Source organism: Paenibacillus sp. FSL L8-0333, assembly GCF_037965665.1.
Classification (GTDB): domain Bacteria; phylum Bacillota; class Bacilli; order Paenibacillales; family Paenibacillaceae; genus Paenibacillus_AQ; species Paenibacillus_AQ odorifer.
On sequence record NZ_CP150186.1, the window covers coordinates 3,779,422 to 3,800,044 of the forward strand.

At 44.3% G+C, this 20,623-nt stretch carries 17 protein-coding genes; 4 read left to right on the forward strand and 13 right to left on the reverse strand.

From position 1 onward, the window contains the following. Positions 1-296: 296 nt before the first annotated feature. Both glgA and glgB read right to left on the reverse strand, forming a co-directional pair. Positions 297-1,721 (reverse strand): glycogen synthase GlgA, encoded by a 1,425-nt coding sequence (gene glgA, locus NYE72_RS16880; RefSeq protein ID WP_036687636.1) that lies wholly within the window; start codon positions 1,719-1,721, stop codon positions 297-299. Between the two features lie 47 nt (positions 1,722-1,768). Then, positions 1,769-3,706, reverse strand: coding sequence for a 1,4-alpha-glucan branching protein GlgB (gene glgB, locus NYE72_RS16885; protein WP_076098785.1), 1,938 nt, complete (start codon positions 3,704-3,706; stop codon positions 1,769-1,771). 216 nt (positions 3,707-3,922) lie between these two features. Here glgB and NYE72_RS16890 point away from each other — a divergent pair, with 216 nt between their 5' ends. Then, on the forward strand, positions 3,923-5,146 hold the full coding sequence (locus NYE72_RS16890; protein WP_076098784.1) for a glucose-1-phosphate adenylyltransferase: 1,224 nt from the start codon (positions 3,923-3,925) through the stop codon (positions 5,144-5,146). Between the two features lie 100 nt (positions 5,147-5,246). On the opposite strand, the gene NYE72_RS16895 is transcribed toward NYE72_RS16890, so the two are convergent. From NYE72_RS16895 to NYE72_RS16920, 6 genes are all read right to left on the reverse strand, one after another. After that, a complete protein-coding gene (locus tag NYE72_RS16895; RefSeq protein WP_081382393.1) occupies positions 5,247-6,305 on the reverse strand; it encodes a GNAT family N-acetyltransferase in 1,059 nt (352 codons plus the stop codon). A gap of 6 nt (positions 6,306-6,311) precedes the next feature. Then, positions 6,312-7,778, reverse strand: coding sequence for a HAMP domain-containing sensor histidine kinase (locus NYE72_RS16900; protein ID WP_051491526.1), 1,467 nt, complete (start codon positions 7,776-7,778; stop codon positions 6,312-6,314). Continuing rightward, complete coding sequence (locus tag NYE72_RS16905; protein WP_036687642.1) at positions 7,775-8,473, reverse strand: response regulator transcription factor; 699 nt, start codon at positions 8,471-8,473, stop codon at positions 7,775-7,777. The genes NYE72_RS16900 and NYE72_RS16905 overlap by 4 nt, the downstream gene beginning before the upstream one ends. Beyond that, the gene (locus NYE72_RS16910) at positions 8,466-9,746 is read right to left on the reverse strand and encodes a hypothetical protein (RefSeq protein WP_235219555.1); all 1,281 of its coding nucleotides are present in this window, start codon (positions 9,744-9,746) and stop codon (positions 8,466-8,468) included. The genes NYE72_RS16905 and NYE72_RS16910 overlap by 8 nt, the downstream gene beginning before the upstream one ends. A gap of 34 nt (positions 9,747-9,780) precedes the next feature. Then, entirely contained in the window at positions 9,781-10,506 is a 726-nt protein-coding gene (locus NYE72_RS16915) for an ATP-binding cassette domain-containing protein (protein ID WP_036687647.1), read from the reverse strand. Between the two features lie 90 nt (positions 10,507-10,596). Then, positions 10,597-11,751, reverse strand: coding sequence for an MFS transporter (locus NYE72_RS16920; protein WP_076098793.1), 1,155 nt, complete (start codon positions 11,749-11,751; stop codon positions 10,597-10,599). Between the two features lie 148 nt (positions 11,752-11,899). On the opposite strand from NYE72_RS16920, the gene NYE72_RS16925 reads away from it, so the two are divergent. From NYE72_RS16925 to NYE72_RS16935, 3 genes are all read left to right on the forward strand, one after another. Next, complete coding sequence (locus tag NYE72_RS16925) at positions 11,900-12,817, forward strand: helix-turn-helix domain-containing protein (protein WP_036687649.1); 918 nt, start codon at positions 11,900-11,902, stop codon at positions 12,815-12,817. Positions 12,818-12,853: 36 nt separating this feature from the next. Next, complete coding sequence (locus tag NYE72_RS16930; protein ID WP_036687651.1) at positions 12,854-13,600, forward strand: HAD hydrolase-like protein; 747 nt, start codon at positions 12,854-12,856, stop codon at positions 13,598-13,600. A gap of 109 nt (positions 13,601-13,709) precedes the next feature. Beyond that, positions 13,710-14,417, forward strand: coding sequence for a DsbA family protein (locus NYE72_RS16935; RefSeq protein ID WP_036687653.1), 708 nt, complete (start codon positions 13,710-13,712; stop codon positions 14,415-14,417). A 141-nt stretch (positions 14,418-14,558) separates the two neighbouring features. On the opposite strand, the gene NYE72_RS16940 is transcribed toward NYE72_RS16935, so the two are convergent. The 5 genes from NYE72_RS16940 to NYE72_RS16960 form a co-directional block, all read right to left on the reverse strand. Beyond that, positions 14,559-15,515 (reverse strand): ABC transporter ATP-binding protein, encoded by a 957-nt coding sequence (locus tag NYE72_RS16940; RefSeq protein ID WP_036687656.1) that lies wholly within the window; start codon positions 15,513-15,515, stop codon positions 14,559-14,561. Further along, positions 15,505-16,491: an ABC transporter ATP-binding protein gene (locus NYE72_RS16945; RefSeq protein WP_036687658.1), complete on the reverse strand. Its 987-nt coding sequence runs from the start codon at positions 16,489-16,491 to the stop codon at positions 15,505-15,507. The genes NYE72_RS16940 and NYE72_RS16945 overlap by 11 nt, the downstream gene beginning before the upstream one ends. Before the next feature lies 1 nt (position 16,492). Continuing rightward, complete coding sequence (locus NYE72_RS16950) at positions 16,493-17,395, reverse strand: ABC transporter permease (RefSeq protein ID WP_080742512.1); 903 nt, start codon at positions 17,393-17,395, stop codon at positions 16,493-16,495. 36 nt (positions 17,396-17,431) lie between these two features. Beyond that, positions 17,432-18,394, reverse strand: coding sequence for an ABC transporter permease (locus tag NYE72_RS16955; protein WP_036687660.1), 963 nt, complete (start codon positions 18,392-18,394; stop codon positions 17,432-17,434). Between the two features lie 75 nt (positions 18,395-18,469). Then, entirely contained in the window at positions 18,470-20,611 is a 2,142-nt protein-coding gene (locus NYE72_RS16960; RefSeq protein ID WP_051491527.1) for a peptide ABC transporter substrate-binding protein, read from the reverse strand. Between the last annotated feature and the right edge of the window lie 12 nt (positions 20,612-20,623).

Here is a 20,623-nt window from a genome sequence, read left to right on the forward strand (position 1 = left end):
TCTAAGTTGACCCAATGACTGACTTATTATAAATCAGAACGCATGAATATGCAAAGGCATAATTGTGACAATAACTTCCTTTTAATGGATTTCTATGAGGGGAATTCTATAATACGCAGCTAAAAAATCACTTTTATTCACGTTGAAGCTAAATTTATACATTTTTACTATCCCCTATACTGGCTAAATCATTCGACTGTTTATTCCTAATTTCATAAAAAAAGGACTGCTCCCAGAGTATTTACCATACTCCCGGGTGCAATCCCTTATTAACCCATTACAGAATTTGTTAAACTTTATCTGGTTATATCATCATAGATATCCATGTACTGCTGAGCGGATACATTCCAGCTATAATCTCCCGCGAATGCATTTTTTGTGATCTTTTTCCAATGTTCAGGCTGCTTGTAAAAAGAAAGCGCCCGGCGCAGCGTAAACATCATATCGTGTGCATTATAATTGCTGAACGTAAAGCCATTGCCTTCACCGGTTTCTTCATTATAAGCGTGCACAGTATCATTCAGGCCACCTGTCTCACGGACAACGGGTATGCTACCATACCGTAAAGCGAGCAGCTGACTGATGCCACAGGGCTCAAACTTAGACGGCATAAGGAAGATATCGCTGGCAGCATATATTTTTCGTGAGAGTGCATCATTAAATAAGATCTGTGAAGACAGCTTGGTCGGATACCGCCATGCCGCTTCCTTGAACCAACGCTCGTAGGATTCATCACCTGTTCCTAGAAGCACAAATTGAATATCATCGTGATATAGCAGCTCATCCAGCACTCGGGTAAGCAGATCTAAGCCTTTGGAGTCCACAAGACGCGTGACCATAGCTACCATTGGGATATTAGCATCTACGGGTAATCCCAGCTCTTCCTGCAAGGCTACTTTGTTTTCCGTCTTCTTGGTTAAATTGGAACGATAACGGGTGACAAGGCTGGAATCTGTCGCTGGATTATAACTTTTAGTATCAATGCCATTCACAATCCCACTTAAAACATCTGACCGTGCGTTCAACAAACCATCCAGGCCGTAACCATAATAAGGTGTGCGAATCTCTTCTGAATAGGTCGGACTAACGGTCGTGACCCGATCACTGAATACAATCCCGCCTTTTAAGAAATTCACATTACCATAGTACTCCACACTACCAAAATAACTGCTATCCAGACCTAACAGCTCTCCAAGTACCTCATAAGGAAACACTCCCTGATACAACAGGTTATGTATTGTAAATACACTCCGCATTTCACTGTAAAATGGATTGTGACGATAATGCCCCTGTAGGAGCATTGGAATTACGGCCGCGTGCCAATCATGGCAATGCAGAACATCAGGCTGGAAATCAATGGCCGGCAGACACTCCAGTACTGCACGATTATAGAACGCAAACCGTTCACCATCGTCCATATAACCATAAATTCCATCACGCCCAAAATAATACTCATTGTCGATAAAATAAACGGGGATACCCTCATAGATAATGCGTTCAATTCCACAGTATTGTTTTCGCCAGCCAATTGGGACATACACTTCCGTTAAATGCTCCATTTGAGCGGTGAACTTATCAGGAATCCCACGATATTTAGGCAAAATCACTCGTACATCTACCCCGGCAGCCTTCAGCGCTTTAGGTAGTGCTCCAATGACATCGGCCAAACCACCCGTTTTGACAAAAGGATGGGCTTCAGCTGCGGCAAATAAAACTTTCATGATTATTTCCCCCTTAAACTGTACGGATTCTCTATTCGTACTTAGATCTATAACTCTTTTGCCTCTTTATTCTTACCCATTCGTGACGTTTTTTTAAACACCAGGAAGCTAAGGGGCGGAAGAGTCAGCTCTATGCTGTTCACCTGATTGTGCCATTCCAGCTTAACGCTCTTTTGAGGGACATTGTGCAATCCGGAACCGCCGTACTCTACATTTTCGGAGCTAAAGAACTCTTCATATGTCCCAGCCCGTGGCACGCCTATACGATAATTGTGCCGTTCTACCGGTTGGAAATTGATGACAATAAGCAGCGTATCTCCTGGTTTCTTCCCTCGGCGTATATACGAAATCACACTTTGATCATTGTCATCTGCATCAATCCACTGATAACCTTCTTGAGCATGATCCAGCTCCCACAGCGCTTTTTCGGAGCGGTACAGTTTATTAAGTGCAGCCGTGTATGCAAGCATACGACGATGGCTCTCATAATCCAACAGCAGCCAGTCCAGCTGCTCCTGATCCTTCCATTCGATAAACTGACCGAACTCTCCACCCATAAACAGAAGCTTTTTACCGGGATGTGAGATCTGATATCCCAGCAGCTGTCTGAGCCCTGCAAACTTCTGTTCATAAGCACCTGGCATTTTGTCTAACAAAGACTTCTTGCCGTGGACAACCTCGTCATGCGATAGCGGCAATGCGTAATTTTCGGCATAAGCATAACATATTGGGAACGTAAGTAAATTATGATGATAAGGGCGCCCACCAAAATCATGTTCTATGTAGCCTAGCGTATCATTCATCCAACCCATATTCCATTTGTAATTGAAGCCAAGGCCTCCTTCATGCACTGGTGCAGTAACCCCCGGCCAAGCACTGGATTCCTCCGCCATCATCAATGCTTTTGGGAAATAATGAAAGATAGCCTTGTTCAGATTCTGGATAAATTTGATGGCTTCCAGATTCTCCAATCCACCGTTAACATTCCGCCGATATTGATGATCCCGCTTTTCGAAATCTAATCGAAGCATACTGGTAACCGCATCTACACGCATTCCGTCGATATGATAATACTCAAACCAAAAAAGCGCATTAGAAATAAGAAAAGAAGAAATCTCCGGCTTACTGAAATCAAACGAAAGTGTCCCCCAGCCTGGTTTTTCAGCTAACATTGGATCGGCATATTCATAAAGTGGCGCTCCATCAAACATACGTAATCCGTGTGCGTCTTTGGCAAAGTGAGCTGGAACCCAATCTAAAATCACACCGATACCTGCCTGATGCAGCTGATCGATCAAATACATCAACTCATGGGGTTCGCCATAACGGCTGGTTGCCGCAAAATACCCCGTCCCTTGATAACCCCAGGATAGATCGTATGGATGTTCTGCCAGCGGCATAAATTCCACGTGTGTATAGTTCATCTCCACCAAATAAGGAATTAAGAGCTCGCTCATTTCCCGATAGGTGTAGAACTCTCCATCTTCTTTTTGACGCCAGGTACCGAAGTGCATTTCATAAATGTTCATTGGTTGTTGATAAGGCGCTTTGCTTTTCCGACGCCATGCTGCATCTCCCCATCGGTAGCCATCCAGTTCTGCTACTACCGAAGCCGTTGCCGGTCGAACCTCGGCTTTGAAAGCAAAAGGATCCGCTTTTAGGAAACTTGATCCATCTGAGGCAAGAATCCTGTATTTGTAAAAAGTTCCCGGCTGTATTCCCGGAAAAAAACGACTCCAAAATCCTGAATCGGGTATCTTATATAACGAGTCCACGCCCTGTGTTCCGTCCCAATCATTATGATCACCAGCTAGTCCTACATATGTCGCATGAGGAGCCCACACGGTAAAGCGCACACCGGTAACGCCTTCTTCAGCGGCAGTGTGTGCACCCAGCAAAGAATAGCTGCGATAATTGGTGCCCTCATGGAACAGATAGATATCAGCAGCTGACGGAAGGGTCTCGATTTTTGCTTTTTCAGCCAATTCTACACCACCTTTTTCAATGTGCTTGTACCTATTACCTTACCCGAATATTACCATTTTGAAAATGTTTTGATGTTAAAAGAAAAGATTTTCTGATAAAGAAATATTAATTGTAATTTTTCTGTTTACAAAGCAATATATTTCACCTATGTCGTTTCAAGCGCTTGTCGTAAGTTTATATTACAAGCATTGACAAAATAATGGGAGGGATAACAAATGAACAACAAAAAAGATTGTATCGCCATGTTATTGGCAGGAGGGGAAGGCCGCAGATTGGCTCCCTTGACTTCCAGTATGGCTAAGCCTGCAGTCCCTTTCGGTGGACAGTATAAAATTATTGATTTCCCGCTAAGTAACTGTGTAAATTCGAACATTGATACAGTAGGTGTTCTGACACAATACGAAGCTGACTCTTTGCATAATCATATCGGTGAAGGCGAGCCTTGGGGCTTAGTTAGTCAAAAGGATAAAGGTGTCACATTGCTTCCTTCAGGTGTTGAAGGCAGAGACAGTTATACAGGAACTGCTGATGCGATTTATAAAAACATTGACTTTATTGATAGCCGCAACCCAGAACATGTGCTCATTCTATCCGGTGATCATATTTACCATATGAATTACCGTAAGATGCTGAATTATCATATTGAAAAAGGAGCAAAAGCAACTATCTCCGTAATGGAGGTTCCTTGGGATGAGGCTAGTCGTTTTGGAGTAATGAACGTAAACGATGATCTGAAAATTTCCGAATTTGCGGAAAAACCTAAAGTACCAAAAAGTAATCTTGCTTCAATGGGTATCTACCTGTTCGAGTGGGCTTATCTGAAGGAGCACTTGTTGCGGGATGCAGCTAATCCTAATTCCAGCCATGACTTTGGTAAAGACGTTATTCCTACCATGCTGGATCAGAATGATGATTTATTCGCTTACCGTTTCAAGGGTTACTGGAGAGATGTAGGTACAGTCGGCAGTCTCTGGGAAGCACATATGGACCTTCTGCAAAAAGACAATGGCATGAAGTTAGACAAGACTCATTGGCCTATGTATAGTCGGGTTCGCCGGAATAAGCTTGCAGTTCATAAACCACGTGTACAGATCCCGTCAACGGACTCTCTCGTGAATGAATCCTGCTCCCAAGAAGGTAGTCTACAACGTTCTGTAGTCTTTAATGGGGTAGAAATCGGTAAGATGAGCCAGATCAAACAAAGTGTTATTATGCCTGGAGCTCGCATTGGTCGTGGAGTATTGATTGAGAATGCCATTATTGGTGAAGGGGCAATCATTAAGGATGGCGCAGTCATCAAGGGAAGCATAAATAATATCGTTGTCGTTGGACCACATGAGACTGTGGCTGCCAAGCCGGCGGTCCGAAACCAACCTTCCCGTCTGTTTCAGGATGTGTATGAGAAGACAGGACGTTTGCGTGAAGTTCTTCCTTCATAACAACCATTATATAGAAAAATACTTTATATAAAAAGGGGCTGTTGTCCTGGTCGATCATGACCAGAGCAACAGCCCCTTCGGTTGTACAAAATTAATGATTTTATGAATTACGGCTAGCCGTCCATTCTCTGTCTAATATGCTCATTTCCACACAATCTACATATTGCTCACCGAATAAAGCGGACTCACGTTGAACACCCTCCCGCTTAAAGCCAACAGCTTCATAAGCTTTCAGGGCAGCTGTATTGAAATCGAAAGCGCCTAGAGACAGACGATGCAGGTCCAGACCTTCAAATCCAATTCGAAGCATTTCTTGTATCATCCGTTTACCAATGCCTCTACCTTGAAACTCAGGGTCCACTACTACCCTGCCGATACGTGCAGAACGATTAACCCGGTCAATGGCTGAAAAGCTAATATGGCCCACTACCTGCTGCGTAGCTTCCTGAATTGCACAGAAGATAAGGCGATCGGATAAGCCTGGATGATTAGCATCCGTTAAGTATTTAACAAGCTGCTCATCGTCTAAAGGATAAGTAAGCGAAGGTCCTGCCCACTGCTTCAGATACTCTGGAGAAACACTCCAGCGCTTTAAGTGTTCAAAATCAGATTCTGATATAAACCTGAGGATCAGACGGTCTGACTCAGCACTCTCCTCAAAATGTTCATATAAGTTCACTAAACGACCATTTCCCATATCGTTAGTGCCCATGTAGTGAAAACCCATGCTCTGATAATAACGATTGAGCTTAATGTTATGTGCCACAGTGTCAAACCTAAGACTCTTACAGCCTAGATCTTTGGCTAGAACTACTGCATATTTAAGCATTTGCTGTCCAAGTCCTCGGCCGCGGTGGGAGTCTTTCACAGCCAATCGGTGCAAATAAGCGTAGGACTTATCATTTTTACTGCCCCAGTACTGTGGATCACTGAATTGCAACGTGAACATGCCAACTACAGCCCCATCGTCAAGGGCTAAATAAACATGTCTGTCAGCGAAATATCCTGCAATATCGGTCTCATTAAATTGTCCGGGTGTCCATTGGTTAATCCCGTTACGCTCCATCCATTCTGCCGCTTCTTGCAACAGCCTCAAGATGTCGTTAACCCGATCAGGCTCTCCACGAACTATACGGATCGAATTCTTCGTTATCCCCATCTCAGGTCACGTCTCCCAATCATCTAATTCAGGAAAGGTAGCTGTAATTTGAGTTACCTCATCTGAGTTAACTTCCGGCTGTGGTTCAGTAAGAGGCAAGATGACGGTTACTTCCGTTCCCTTTCCAAGCTCACTTGCCATATCAAGTGTCCCATTATGAAGTTCTACAATCTGCTGTGAGATCGCTAACCCCAAGCCTGTTCCTCCATTAAGTGCATCCACTTGAAAGAAACGGTCCTTAACTCTGGAGATATGCGCTTCACTAATCCCTATCCCGCTGTCTCGTACCATAATCGCTGTTTCTGTAGCAGACAGCCTCTTTGCTGACAATTCAATACTGGAATCTTCATGTGAGAATTTCACTGCATTGTCTACCAAGTTCAAAAATACCTGTTTTAAGCGATTGGCATCCCCTTTAACAAAGATCGCGTCTTCACATTCCAGCAGCAGATGAATTCGTTTCTTTTCCGCTTTAGCCCAAACATTCAGTATCGTCTCTTGTAGCAGTACCTTTACATCTACAACCCCAATCGACAGCTTCATTTGGTTCTGCTGCAGCTTAGAAAAGTCGAGAATTTCCTCCACCAGCCCAATCAGGCGTTCACTTTCTTTGGAAATGATGCTGACTCCAAGTTTTGTCTCCTCCGGATCATACCCGCCGGAAACTAAAGTTTCACTCCAGCCCTTGATACTTGTAAGAGGTGTCCTCAGCTCGTGAGAAATGGACGAGATAAAATCATCCTTAATCTGATTGCTGCGCACAATTTCCTGAGCCATATAATTCAGCGTTGAAGCCAAATCACCAATCTCAAATTTATAGTCTCCCTTAATCCGTACGTTGAATCTCCCCTTGGCCATCTGGGCTGAAACTGCCGTAATATTATTCAGCGGCTTCACAATCGAATTGGCCAGTCCGAAGCTAAACCCAACAACTACAGCCATAACAGCTGCAGCAATAGCAGTAGACAATAAGGTAAGATTAAGCAAATCATTATTGATTTCTTCTAGTGAAGTAATATACCTTAGGACATACTTATCCTGTCCATGAATCTGCAGCATTTTGGAAACCGCCATTACGCTCTCATTCGTGCCTGCCTGACGCCCTACCCAGCGTCCAACGCTGCCGCCAACGGCTTCTGGTACATCACTGGTCGTAATGGTCCGATCCGGCTGAAAGCCAGTGGAACTAGTGATGATATCCCCATTTAGCGATAAGATTTCCAGCTCCGTCTTGCTCAATGAGAACCTCTCCAGTACTTCTTGTAGCAGATAGATGCTATTATCGCTTGGTATCATGTTCTTTTGAAAAAACGACTCTGAAACAGAAATGTGATTTTTAATCTTGCTGTATACACTGTCATAATAATATGTTCTGATGGCCAGCAGGAAGATAACTTCTACGAGGAGAAGCGCCAAAAAAACTACAAGAATGTAGTGCAGAACAATCTGTCTGCGCATCCCCTTCTTAATCATTGTCCTTGGCCTTTCCATCTATATCCGTGCCCCCATACAGTCTGCAAAAATTCCGGTTCCGAAGGATTGTTCTCAATCTTCTGGCGTAAGCGCCGGATATTTACATCTACAATTTTGGGATCACCCATATACTCCTTGCCCCACACATGATCCAACAGAAGATCGCGGCTAAGTGGAGTGTTTTCTTTTTCAAGAAAGAATTGAATCAGAGAGAACTCCGTAGGCGTCAGTTCAATGGCTACATTATCACGTTTGAATTGTTTAGTAATAAGATCCAAGCTGAAAGGCCCCGAATGAAAAGAAACCTTGGCCGACTGTTCACGATGCACATTTACTCGGCGCAGCAAAGATTGAATACGCGCAATTAGCTCCGTTGGGCTAAATGGCTTACTAACATGATCATCTGCACCTACGGACAAAGCGTAAACTTTATCCTGCTCCTGAACCTTGGCGGTAAGAAAAATAATTCCCAAGCGTTCATTAGTCTCCCTAATCCGTCTACAAACTTCAAATCCATCAATGCCGGGAACCATAACATCCAATAACGCAATATCAATATCAGGTATAGTGGTTAATTTATGCAATGCTTCATTTCCGTCAGCAGCCTCCAGCACTTCGAACCCATTACGCTTCAAATTAATGACTATGAAACTGCGAATGGACTCTTCATCTTCCAATATCAGAACTTTACTCATCTATTCCCTTCCTTTCAATAGGGGAGGCAATCTTATTGCTTCCTTCTTTTGTTGTACTTTGTTCTAGCTCACCACGGTAGCCGATGACTTTATCTGAATCCCGCCCAAGCAGCTCCCAGCCTTCATTCTTAGCCTTATCCCATTCCGAAGGAGAAAAGAAGGAAACCTCAGCAAACGTCTCTCCGGTGTCGGTCATGATGAACTTAAGGTTTTTATCCAGAACAGATTTCGTGTCAATACTTACCTTTCCATGCAGCTCTGGATCAAAATTAATAGTAAAGCGATCCGATGGATCACGATATAGCTGGACTGCAAAGGTTAGGCCATCTTTTCCATCCCATTTATAATAGGAGGTGAAATAAGGAATATCTGCGGGGTCGAAATACTCCCATCCTTTTGGCGCTTCAAGCAATCCAACTTCAATAATGCCATCATGATCAATATCTTCGCTTGCAATCAGACGATCTTTGTAAGTCCTCGTATCACCTGGCAAAACCACGCGCAGCTTGTTATGCTCCATAAGAACAATTAAACTGTAGGCGGATTGGAAATCCACCGAAGCGTCCAATACGATTCCTTCTTTATCTTTGGCAATCTTTCCTGCGACAATATTGTAATAATTAAAAAAATACGGATCGATATCCTCGATCTTATCGAGCACCTTAAAGCCATCATTGTACTGATAGATCGAAATGGTTGCAAATTCATTTCTTTTAAAATAAACAACGGTGATGTCTTCAATTCCATCCTTGTTAAGATCATCAATCATATATTTGGTGTAAGGAAGTGAAAGCACTTCTTCCAATGATCCGCTGGAATAGCTATACACGACGAGGCCTTTTTCTTCCCCACGTGAATAACCTGTAATGATATTCAGCTTCCCGTCACCTGTCATATCTTTCAGATCGACGGACTCCAGCATAGTTCCATCCCCATCAAAAACAAGCTTTTTGACCCAGGCATCTCCTTGCTTCTCTAAGATCATCCCGTGAATCTCTACAGCTTCGCTTGGCGTTCTATAGAACACCAACGACTCCATAATTCCATCGTTATTGAGATCCTCTGTGAAAATTGAGCTCTCATCATTAACCGGACGGATCAACTCCGTACCCGCTGGAATATGTGAATTAATAGCAGCCATAAGTGTTGCTTTGTCAGCAGACAGCTGCGGAGCTTTCATCTTCGAAACGGGATCACTGATGAAAGTACAACCCGAAAGTACGGATAACGACAGTGTTGCAGCTGCCAGGCACCTAAGACTTTTTATACTCAACCTCATCACTCTTTTCCTTATCCGTGTCCGAACTTTACAAATTCGCGCGTTCCTGAGACGTTAATCTACGTCCCTTTATATCATGCTTAATTCGTCCATCTTCTAGTACCCATATACGTGAAGCGAAACGTTCAGCCAGTTCAATAGGCAGCACCGTCACTACGGTAAGCCCCGTCTCTTTACATAGTCTGCGCAAAGTTTCCAATACACTCTCTGCCGATTTGGGATCAAGACCCGTAACCGGTTCATCCGCTAGAATTACTTTGGCACCATGAGTTAATGCTCTAGCAATCGCTACACGCTGACGTTCACCACCGCTTAGCTGGCTAGTCTTCATCTTCGCTTTATCTAGAAGTCCAAGGGCATCTAATTCATCCATCGCACCCATATAATCATCTGAACGAACCATCCCTGTAACCATACGCCACATTGGCGTCTGTGCGGACTGGCCGATCAGCACGTTTTTCAGCGCTGTTCGGTTAGGATTGAGCTCAGCATTCTGCTCCAGGTAAGCCCACTCCCGGCGAATTTTTCTTTTTCCGGAAAAGGCACTCGCCATAATATCCGTACCGTCCACTCTAAAATTCCCTCTGTCCCACTTCTCTCGCAGCGCTAAACAGCGTAATAAAGTGGTCTTACCGCTCCCACTCGCTCCAAGTATGGCTACGAGCTCACCCGGCTCTAATTGAAATCCTATATCCTGCAGGACCGGATTTTTATCTTCCCCAACTGCCTTGGCTAAGTGTTCAACTGTGATCATAGTTCAGCCTCTCCCTGTCTTCATCTATAATCTATAGTGTACTCTGAATGTGAGTTCAATTTCCATGCGAGCACTCGTTCTTATCTTACCTCAATTTCTAGGTTGTGGCGAGAATAATAACCCAAGCAAGCCGAACACGATATATAAACCACCCATCAGGGCAAAAATACCGCCGCTTAAGCCCACTTGCAGCAACAAACCACCAATGCCGGGCCCAATAATACTGCCAATACTAAAATGGAAAGAAGCAACCACATTGGCAGCAGGCAGTAGATGTCGTGGCAAAATATCCGCGGCCAGACTTAGCCCTAATGAGAAAAAGGAGCCCACTAGTCCTCCTGCGATCATCAGAAGCACCATTGTCAACGTAAAATGGTCACCTGCCAGCGGCAACATAGTGAAGGCGATCCCGCCTCCGATCCCGGCAATAATCAGTACCCGCTTGCGGCCAAACTGGTCGCTCCACAGACCTAATGGAAACTGCAGAAGCAGTCCTCCGACCCCCGCAAAAGGCAATAATGCTGCAATTTGATCTGTGCTGTAACCGATACGCAGACCATATACCGGAAAGCTGCTATTTAAGCTGGCTTCCATAAAGCCATATAAAAGGGCTGGAATTAAAGCGAACCAGGCTAAGCTGTAACAACGACCGAAACGGCGAACCTGACTTTCACCACTCTCCGCTTTATCTGGCCGGGAATCCGGCAGAATTGTAGTCACAAGAATTAAGACTAACAAAAATAGAAATGCGAGAACAATAAAAGGCACGGCCTGTCCATAACGCAGCAGACTTATCCCAAGTGGCCCTAAGCTAAAGCCCAGACCATAGGACATGCCATATAGTGAAAGATTACGTCCGCGATGCTCGGCAGGTGTCATGAGTAGAACCCAAAGCTGGGCCCCGTAATTAATCGCAGCATCGCCCACACCCACAAGCAGACGCAATACAAACCATACCTTGATCCCTGTAAAAAAGGGAAACATGAGCAAGCTTACTAAGACTAAACTAATCCCACCAGCTATCAATTTTTTAAATCCAACCGCTCCAAGAACACGTTCAGCAATCAAGGTCATCCCAAATGATCCTATGTATAGGGCAGCAGCATTCAGTCCGTTCAGTGACGAGGAGACTCCTTTTTGCTCCAAAAGAATGGATAGAATGGGCAGCAATAGCCCTTGGCTAAGCCCCGCGGCTATAGTAGCTGTAATAAGAATCATGAAAGTCATTTTGCTATTACTTCGTATAGATACTTTAAGCCGGTCTGACACGGATGATATCCCCCTATAATAAAAACAATGATGTAATGGCAAACACCGAACATTATAGTGGACAACCTTCTTCAAAACAAGAGATAATATGTAGAAGTTACGGATTTCTGGGGGTGCATGTTACATGGATTACGAATTAAAAATCGACGTATCGCCGGTTTATGAACTGCTGGACAGTTTTATGATATATGTAACCAGAAAATGGATCTCCAATTTGGACCTCGGTCCCCACTGGGTAAGTGATGTGGAAGATCGCATTACTCCTCATAAAGTAACAGCTCTCATGCAAGCTGCGGAGTGGCCATTTACGGATTATGATGTGTTATATGCTTGGGTTTACAGCCGAGGGCCCGCAACGTCAGTGCTGCATTTTCTGGATGATCTGGATTCAGCTTCTATAGAAGAGTGTTATCAGCAGATCGCACCGTTAATTCATGATTTCACCATAGATGAAGCTTCCCGGATCAAGAGCAGCTATAGTCCGCTTCTAAGACTCTGGTATGAGCAATATTTTCGTCATGTAGAACACAAGATTTTACCGTTATTAATTGAAGATGCCTCCGAGAAAAAAATGCTGGAAAGCAAAATGGACCCTATTTCTTTAATTGAATATGCATCTGGTGGTGTAGTTTTCGAGGATATACGGGATCTTAAGACTATAGTATTATTGCCTACCGTTCATAATCGACCAATTAACACCTACTGCTTCTACAAAACTATGGTGATTGTACAGTATCCTGTAGATGTGCCATTGGAAGATGAAAATGAGCCACCGATGGTGCTATTGCGCATGACCAAGGCGCTGTCGGATCCAACCAGACTCCGATTGCTTCGGTATGTCGCCCATGAACCCAAATCTTTATGGGAGATGCAGTCCGATTTAAATCAATCCAGAGAAATGCTTATGCATCACCTAATGATCCTACGCGTAGCTGGTTTACTCCGTATCCATCTTCGTGGGGAACAAGATGAGCGCTTCAGTATCCGTCCAGACGGCGCTTCTGAGCTTCAAATGTTCTTAGAATCTTATATTCACCTATAGAACACTATACAGATACAGATCCAAGGAGTGAGAGATATGAAATACATGACTCAACAAGTAATTTTCGATCTAGATGATACGCTGGTTCACTGCAACAAATATTTCGATCTAATTTTAGGGCAATATTTCGAGCTCATGACTGATTGGTTTAATGAATTTGGCCCAAGCACCAGTGAATTACGCAGCAAGCAAATAGAAATTGATGTTGATACCGTCAACACGAGTGGCCTGGCCAGCGACAACTTTCCCAAATCCTTAATCGCCACCTACCGTTATTTCTGCGCCAAATATAACCGTCCGACAGATCGCTTTCATGAGCAACAATTACACAAGCTCGGTCTAAGCGTCTATGACCAAGAAATTGAAGCTTACCCTGGCATGGTTGAAACACTCGATACGCTGAAGCAAGAGGGTCACCATTTATTCTTGTATACTGGCGGGGACGACACCATTCAGCAACGTAAAATTGAACAAATGAAGCTGGATGCTTATTTTGACGATCGTATCTATATTCGGAAGCATAAAAATGTTGAGGCACTTGAAAATATTTTGGCTACCCAAAGCTTTGACCGCAAACGTACCTGGATGATTGGCAACTCGTTACGTACAGATGTACTTCCCGCAGTTACCGCAGGCATTAACAGTATCTACCTGAAGCAACAAAATGAATGGAGCTATAACCTTATCGAGCTGGAGCAGGAGATGCAGCAAGCCGTGATGACTATTTCGTCCATCCACGAGGTGCCTCCTGTCATTCGCTCAGCCGCTAAATTCAAAAACTAATAATCTAGCTACAACGTTACGTAGCATTGTTACAAATGACATATCTACACTACCTACTGGATGATTATACTATTTTTATAGTATTCCTATATTGTCTAGGAGGTGAGATATGAATAAGAAAGTGTCAGCTAAACAATCTCAGACCAAAAGACCTTTGCTTCCCATGATATTAGGTGTCGTTGTTGTAATCCTTCTCGCTGTAATTGTTTTCATCTTAAGCAATAAGACTGATGATACAGCAGATCTACCCAACTACACCGACGTAAAGGGAAGCATTGTTGTTGATGGGCTGAAATATGAGAAGCAACCTCATCTTGGAAGTCCTGATGCCAAAGTTAAAGTTATCGAATTCGCAGATTTCAAATGTCCCGCCTGCAAAATGTGGACTGAAAAGTATCTGGATACTTTTATTAAAGACTACGTGGATACCGGAAAAGTGGAACTTTTTTTCATGAACTTTGCATTTTTGGACCGGGACTCTTATCTTGCTGCTAGCGCCGGCGAAGCCATCTACAAGCAAAGCAACGAGAAGTTCTGGGAATACCTTCATAAGCTGTACGCTAATCAAGGCGATGAGAGCGAAATTTGGGCCACTCAGAAATTCATTCTAAAATTCGTTAAGAATAACATCGAGGGCATTGATTACGCTCAATTTGAAACAGATCTCAAGAATCATACCTACATGTTCGATGTAAAAGAAGACTTTAAGATCGCTGGTTCCTACGGAGTGAACGGTACTCCTAAATTTATGGTGAACGGAGTACTGCTTCAGGATTCTTCCTATGAAGGGTTAGCAGCAGCGATTGATAAGCAGTAAGCAGATTTTAACTGCGCCCTATAAGCTGTTCACTTTGAAAAAAGCGACCTTCTTATAGGGCTTTTTTGTGTGTATGAATTAAAAAAGATGACTTCTGTGATATACAGAAGTCATCTGCTGATTACTTAATTAAGCCTCTGCTTATTCTACCAAATGACACACGGCACTATGGCCTTCTGACACGATTTTCCGTTCAGGCTTGACAGCCATACATACATCCGAGGCAAAAGAACACCGCGGATGAAAAGTGCAGCCTCTTGGTGGATTGAGCGGTGATGGCACCTCGCCTTGAATCGATACCATCTGCTGCTTCTGCTCCACACTATCCGGAATCTTCAAAATCGAATTTAGCAGGACCTGCGTGTAAGGATGCGTAGGTTTCTTGAACAATTCATCCGCCGGAGCTTGCTCAACCACCTCTCCTAAATAAAGAACCGCGATATCATCACTCAAATACTCCACTACTGCCAAATTATGCGAAATAAAGATATAAGTCAGGTTAAATTCCTTCTGCAAATCCTTTAGTAGTTGAATGACTTGAACCTGAATAGATACATCCAATGCGGACACCGGTTCATCACAAATAAGCAATTTAGGATTCAGTGACAACGCTCTGGCAATCCCAACCCGCTGCAATTGTCCACCTGACAGTTCATGCGGATAAGCGTATTGGACTTCAGAAGGCAAACCGACCCGCTCAAGAAGTTCGATCACACGCTCATGCCGGCTTACTTTAGTTCCGATTTTGTGGATAGCCATTGCATCTTCAATAGCGTCTCCTACCGTCATTCTCGGACTTAGGCTCGCCTTGGGATCCTGGAAAATAATTTGCATATCCCGGCGCATCGCCCGCAGCTTCTCTTTATTTGCCTTTGAGAGCTCCACGTCCTCAAAAAATATTTTTCCTTTGTCAGATTCGAGTAGACGCAGAACCATTCGCCCTAAGGTTGATTTTCCTGAGCCACTCTCCCCAACAAGCCCCAGTGTTTTCCCCGCTTCCAGGGTAAAAGAAACATTCTCGATGGCATGCAGCTTTTTTCCTTGTACCCGAAAAGTTTTTGAGACATTCTCTACGCGCAAGAGCGGATTATTGGGCATAGGAAGCGACCTCCTCAGCATGATGGCAGGCGATCTGATGATCGGTGCTAAAATCTCGAAGCTTGGGAACCTCATTCTGACACCGCTCAGTTGTATAGAAGCAACGATCGGCAAATGGGCAGCCGGTCAATGTCTGTGTAAGTGTCTTTGCCGTCTTTGGAATAGGCATTATTTCTTTTCCCTTGTGGCCCACTTCGATAATGGAGCGTTTCAATCCAAGTGAATAGGGATGCGCCGCCTCACTTATGAACTTGTCCGTAGTGGCTTTCTCCATGATTTGGCCCCCGTACATCACGATGATTTTGTCACAAAAGTTGGTCGCAAGGCCAAAATCATGCGTTACCATCACTACGCTCATCCCATGTTTTCTGCGCAATTCCTGCAATAGTGCAAGAATCTGCATCTGCACAGTGACATCAAGCGCGGTTGTTGGCTCATCGGCAATCAATAATTGCGGTTCACATGCCAAAGCAATAGCAATCATGATACGTTGGCGCATACCCCCGGAAAATTCGTGAGGATAACTTTTAAACCGTGATTTGGGATCCGGAATCCCCATTTCATGCAAGAGCTGAATGGTTCGGTCAAAAGCTTCCTTCCGGTTTGCATATTGATGCGTCAGCATGGCTTCCATTATTTGATCCCCGATACGCATGATCGGGTTCAAGCTGGTCATCGGATCTTGAAAAACAACGCCGATGTCACGTCCACGAATATCTTCTAATTGTTTGGGACGCATTTTAAGTAAGTCCTTACCATTAAACTGAGCTGTCCCCGATGTTATTTTTCCATTTTCGCGAATGAGCCCAATTGATGACATCAATGTAACGGACTTGCCGGAGCCACTTTCACCAACAATCCCCAAGGATTCATTTTCATTGATTGAAAAACTAACGCCGTTTACGGCATAAACTTCATCTTCACTGCGGGAGAACTTCACATGAAGGTCATCAATAGAAAGTAGCGGTTCACCCATATTAATTGCCTCCTTTCGGACTGAATGCTTCCTGGAGACCGTCTGCTACAAACAGAAACGAAAGCAAGGTTATTGCAAAGATACCTGCCGGAAAATACAGCAGCCACGGAAAGCCGAGAATATTCTCACTGGCTTGAGCAATCATACTCCCAAATGAAGGGATTGGCGGCCGAAGCCCCATGCCAAAAATACTTAAGCCTGCAATCTGGATGAGATCACCGGGAATCCCGAAGGCAAGAGAGACACCCATACTGCCGATAACATTCGGCAACATATACCTTCTAGCAATATGCGCCTGAGATGCGCCTAACGCTCTTGCCGCTTCCACCATCTCCCCGTCCCGCATACTCAGGACCAGACTTCGGATCAAGCGCGCATACCCCGCCCAGCCCGGAATTCCAATCGCTAGAATCAAAGATAAATACCCACGTCCCAGCATAATGACTAATATCAAGGCGAACAAAAATCCCGGCAAGGTCATCATGAAATCCACAGCACGCATAATAATCATATCGGCAATTCCGCCGCGCAATCCGGCCCATAAGCCCAATATGATCCCGATGATGAAGCTGACCAAAGTCGCGCCAAAGGCAATAATCAAAGCGCTTCGAACACTGAACAAGATCTGGCTGAACATGTCATGCCCCACATTATCCGTGCCAAAAATATGCTGCCATGTCGGCCCTTGATTGATGGCCAAAAAATCTCCCGTGCGATAATCATACGGAGCCACCCAAGGTCCGATAATCCCCGCGATCAAAAAAAGGACAACCCAGACCAAACCAATAACGGCAAGACGATGTCTTTTAAATCGCTTCCAACCTTGATAAAACTGGGATCTCTGAAGATTCTTTTTTCTCTTCAAAGCTACATCCGATTGAGTTGCTGCAACTGTGCCAGCCAATTGCTCCCCCTCCTAGGTTCGTATAGTCTGTGCCGCTTATAATCTGACACGCGGATCAATAAAGGCATAAATAATGTCAACAAGTAAATTCATAATCATAATCATGGATCCCAGCAGAAATACAGATGTGATGGCGAGCGGATAGTCGAAACTGGTAAATGCCGTCTGCATCACCTGACCAAGCGCTGGAATGGCGAAAATTTGCTCCACCCAGATCGTGCCCATCACTGTAAAAGCAAATTGAGGTCCGATGACGGTTATCATCGCTGTCAGCGAATTTTTGACACCATGCTTAAAAATCATCGGCCAATATTTGACGCCCTTAGCTTTTGCGGTCCGCATAAAATCCGACCTCATGGTTTCGATCAGACTGCCCCGCATATATCTGGCCACAACACCGACATTTGCCGCAGATAAACAAATAATCGGCAAAATTGCTTGCCTCCAGTGACCCCATCCCGTTACAGGCAGAATCCCTTGAAACACAACACCAAATAACAAAACCATAATCACCGCGAGAACAAATGCCGGAATGGCCTGACCCGTCAATGAGATGGTGCTTACAACATAATCGATCCAAGTGTTACGTTTGAGTGCTGCAATAATGCCAAGCGGAACCCCGATAATTACCGAAAGAACAACAGAACCAAATGCCAAAAGTGTACTGATCGGCAAAGCTTGCTTCAGTTGAGTCGCAATTTGCAAAGACGGATTCTGCATCGAATTACCGAAATCGAAGGTTAATTGATGCCATATATACTTCATGATTTGCTGCCACAGCGGTAAATTTAAACCATACCGGCTTTGAAATTGGTCCATGACTTGCTGATAGAGAACAGGGTTTTGCCCTTGCAGCGGAGCCAGTGCCGTAGCCATGGTATTCGTATTCATGAAACCGCCAGGTGAATAATACATCATGGTATAGCTGACTGAAATGACCAAAATTAAAGTGATAATGATTTGTAAAATGCGCTTTGAAATAAATTTCAATATGGTCAAATTCGACCCTCCTTTACCGATTCACGGGCACCATAATTGGCGCCCGCGATTGGTAATTATTCAACCCATTTAGGATTATTCTACAGATAAAAGATGCAGCCCATAGAAGTTGCCCCATGCCCAAGGATTTGATTGCACTCCTGTAATGCCGGGTTTTACCAAGAAGTATTGCTGTTGATAATACAACGGAATAGCATAAGCTTCTTCTAGCAGGTTATTAACTACCTTAGCCGCGATAGGAGCAGCGTCTTCGACGGTCAGCGCATTTACGAATTGCGCTTGCCACATTCTCAAATCTCTTAAGGTATCGGATTGATAACCGTTATAGTATACCTGTACATCAAGTGCATTTTGATTCAACTTGCCACCTGGCGCGTTTGGTGCTACGAAGGTCCAAGCGGTTACAAAGGCGGCATGTTTTTCATCGTTATTTTTAGCATTTTTCCAAAGATCTACAATCTGTTGCCATTGTTCGGCGGCCGTTGGAAGCCCCGGTTGTTTCAGATAAGGCTGCCAATCCGCAGGCTGCTCTGCTGTCCATTTATCCAAAAAGGCGATATCCTCTTTGGCAGCTTTTTCTAATGCTGCCCAGTCGCTCCATTCCACACCGGCGTTCTTATTGTCCGGATCTCCATATTTTTTAATGGCCGGTTTATAATAAGTTTCCTTGGTCCAATCCACGAATTGTTTCGTAGCTTCTAATGGAGCATCCAGCGTTCCTATGGAATATAGTTGCTGCGTTGCACCCATGTCCAAACTTCCTGGTTCACTCCAGTTTGTTGCGCCCGACGCCAGAATAAAGCCCGGTTTTGCGTCGCCCTGAGGACCGCTGTACTGATAAGCGTTAAACTGCGCCTCATTGAGCTGAACTAGCTCTGTTTTGATACCAAGATTTTGTTGCAGTAATTGACCTAACGCCAAAGCGATTTGCTCACCCTGAGCATCTACTTGCTTGACCCCAACATACAGCGATAAGGTTGGCAGACCTTTACCGCCTTCATAACCGGCATCCTTCAATAATTGTTTGGCTGCCTCGAGATCTTCCGGAAGTCCTTGCTCCAGTTTTTCCGTTGGCCAACCTGGTGAAGCAAAGATATTGGTCGCCCCGCCCATGCCGTTCAGCACCGATTCTACGATCGGTTTACGTTGGATCGCTTTGGCGATAGCCTGGCGCACCTCTTTTTTGTCATATGGAGATTCCGTTGTCGGGTTGCTCCAGAGCAAATATTTGATCGCATAAGTCGCTGCAGTATACAACTGGGACTTTAGCTCATCCGTTTTCTTCACGTATTGTAAATCAGACGCGCTTTGGATTAGAACAACATCCGCATGGCCGGACATATAATCCTCCACCGGCACGGTTGTTGCCGGAAGAACATGGATGGTCTCTACATTGCCGTGATTAAGCTGGCCAGCTGCACCTACATAATTCGGATTGCTCACCATGACGAGTTCACCGTTTGGTGTAAAAGATTTAACCATGTAAGGGCCATTGCTCACAAAATTCCCCGGTTCAAACCACTTACCAGGGTTCGCTTCGACCGCTTTAGGATTCATAGGCATCGACCCGGAAAGAACCATATCACCCAGAATCGCGTGAGGCAGCGTGGTCGTAATTTCCAGCGTGTAATCATCAACTACTTTTAGACCAACTTCTTCTTTACTTACAGATCCGGCATGGTATGCATATCCGTTCTTCACAAAATTAAGCACGCTTAGCCAAAGTTGTGCGGTTGTGTTAGCTGGATCCAATTGATACATATAAGAAAAATAAAAATCATGGGCGGTCACAGGATCGCCGTTAGACCATTTGGCATCTTTACGGAGGGTAAATGTCCAAGTTTTTTTGTCGTCGGAGACGGTATAACCTGTCGCAATTTTCGGAACGATTTCATTATCCTGATTGTAGCCATAAAGCCCTTCGAGCAAAGTTCCTTGCCCTACCAGAATTTGTCCTTGCCATTGTGTAGGATCAAGCGTCGGGATCTTTGGATTGAAAACGGTTACCGAACTTCCCGCCTTAATTTCAAGATCAGCAGCACCTTCATTCTTAACTGCCGTTTGACCCACATCACTGGTTGCTTTTACAGAAGTATTGCTATTGCCTGCAGCATTTTTACCGTTCTCATTGGCAGTATTAGAGGAATTACTGCAAGCAGTCACAGATAACAAAGAAAATGACAGAAGTAGAGCTAAGAACGCGTTCTTTTTTTTCATCCTCAAGTGAAC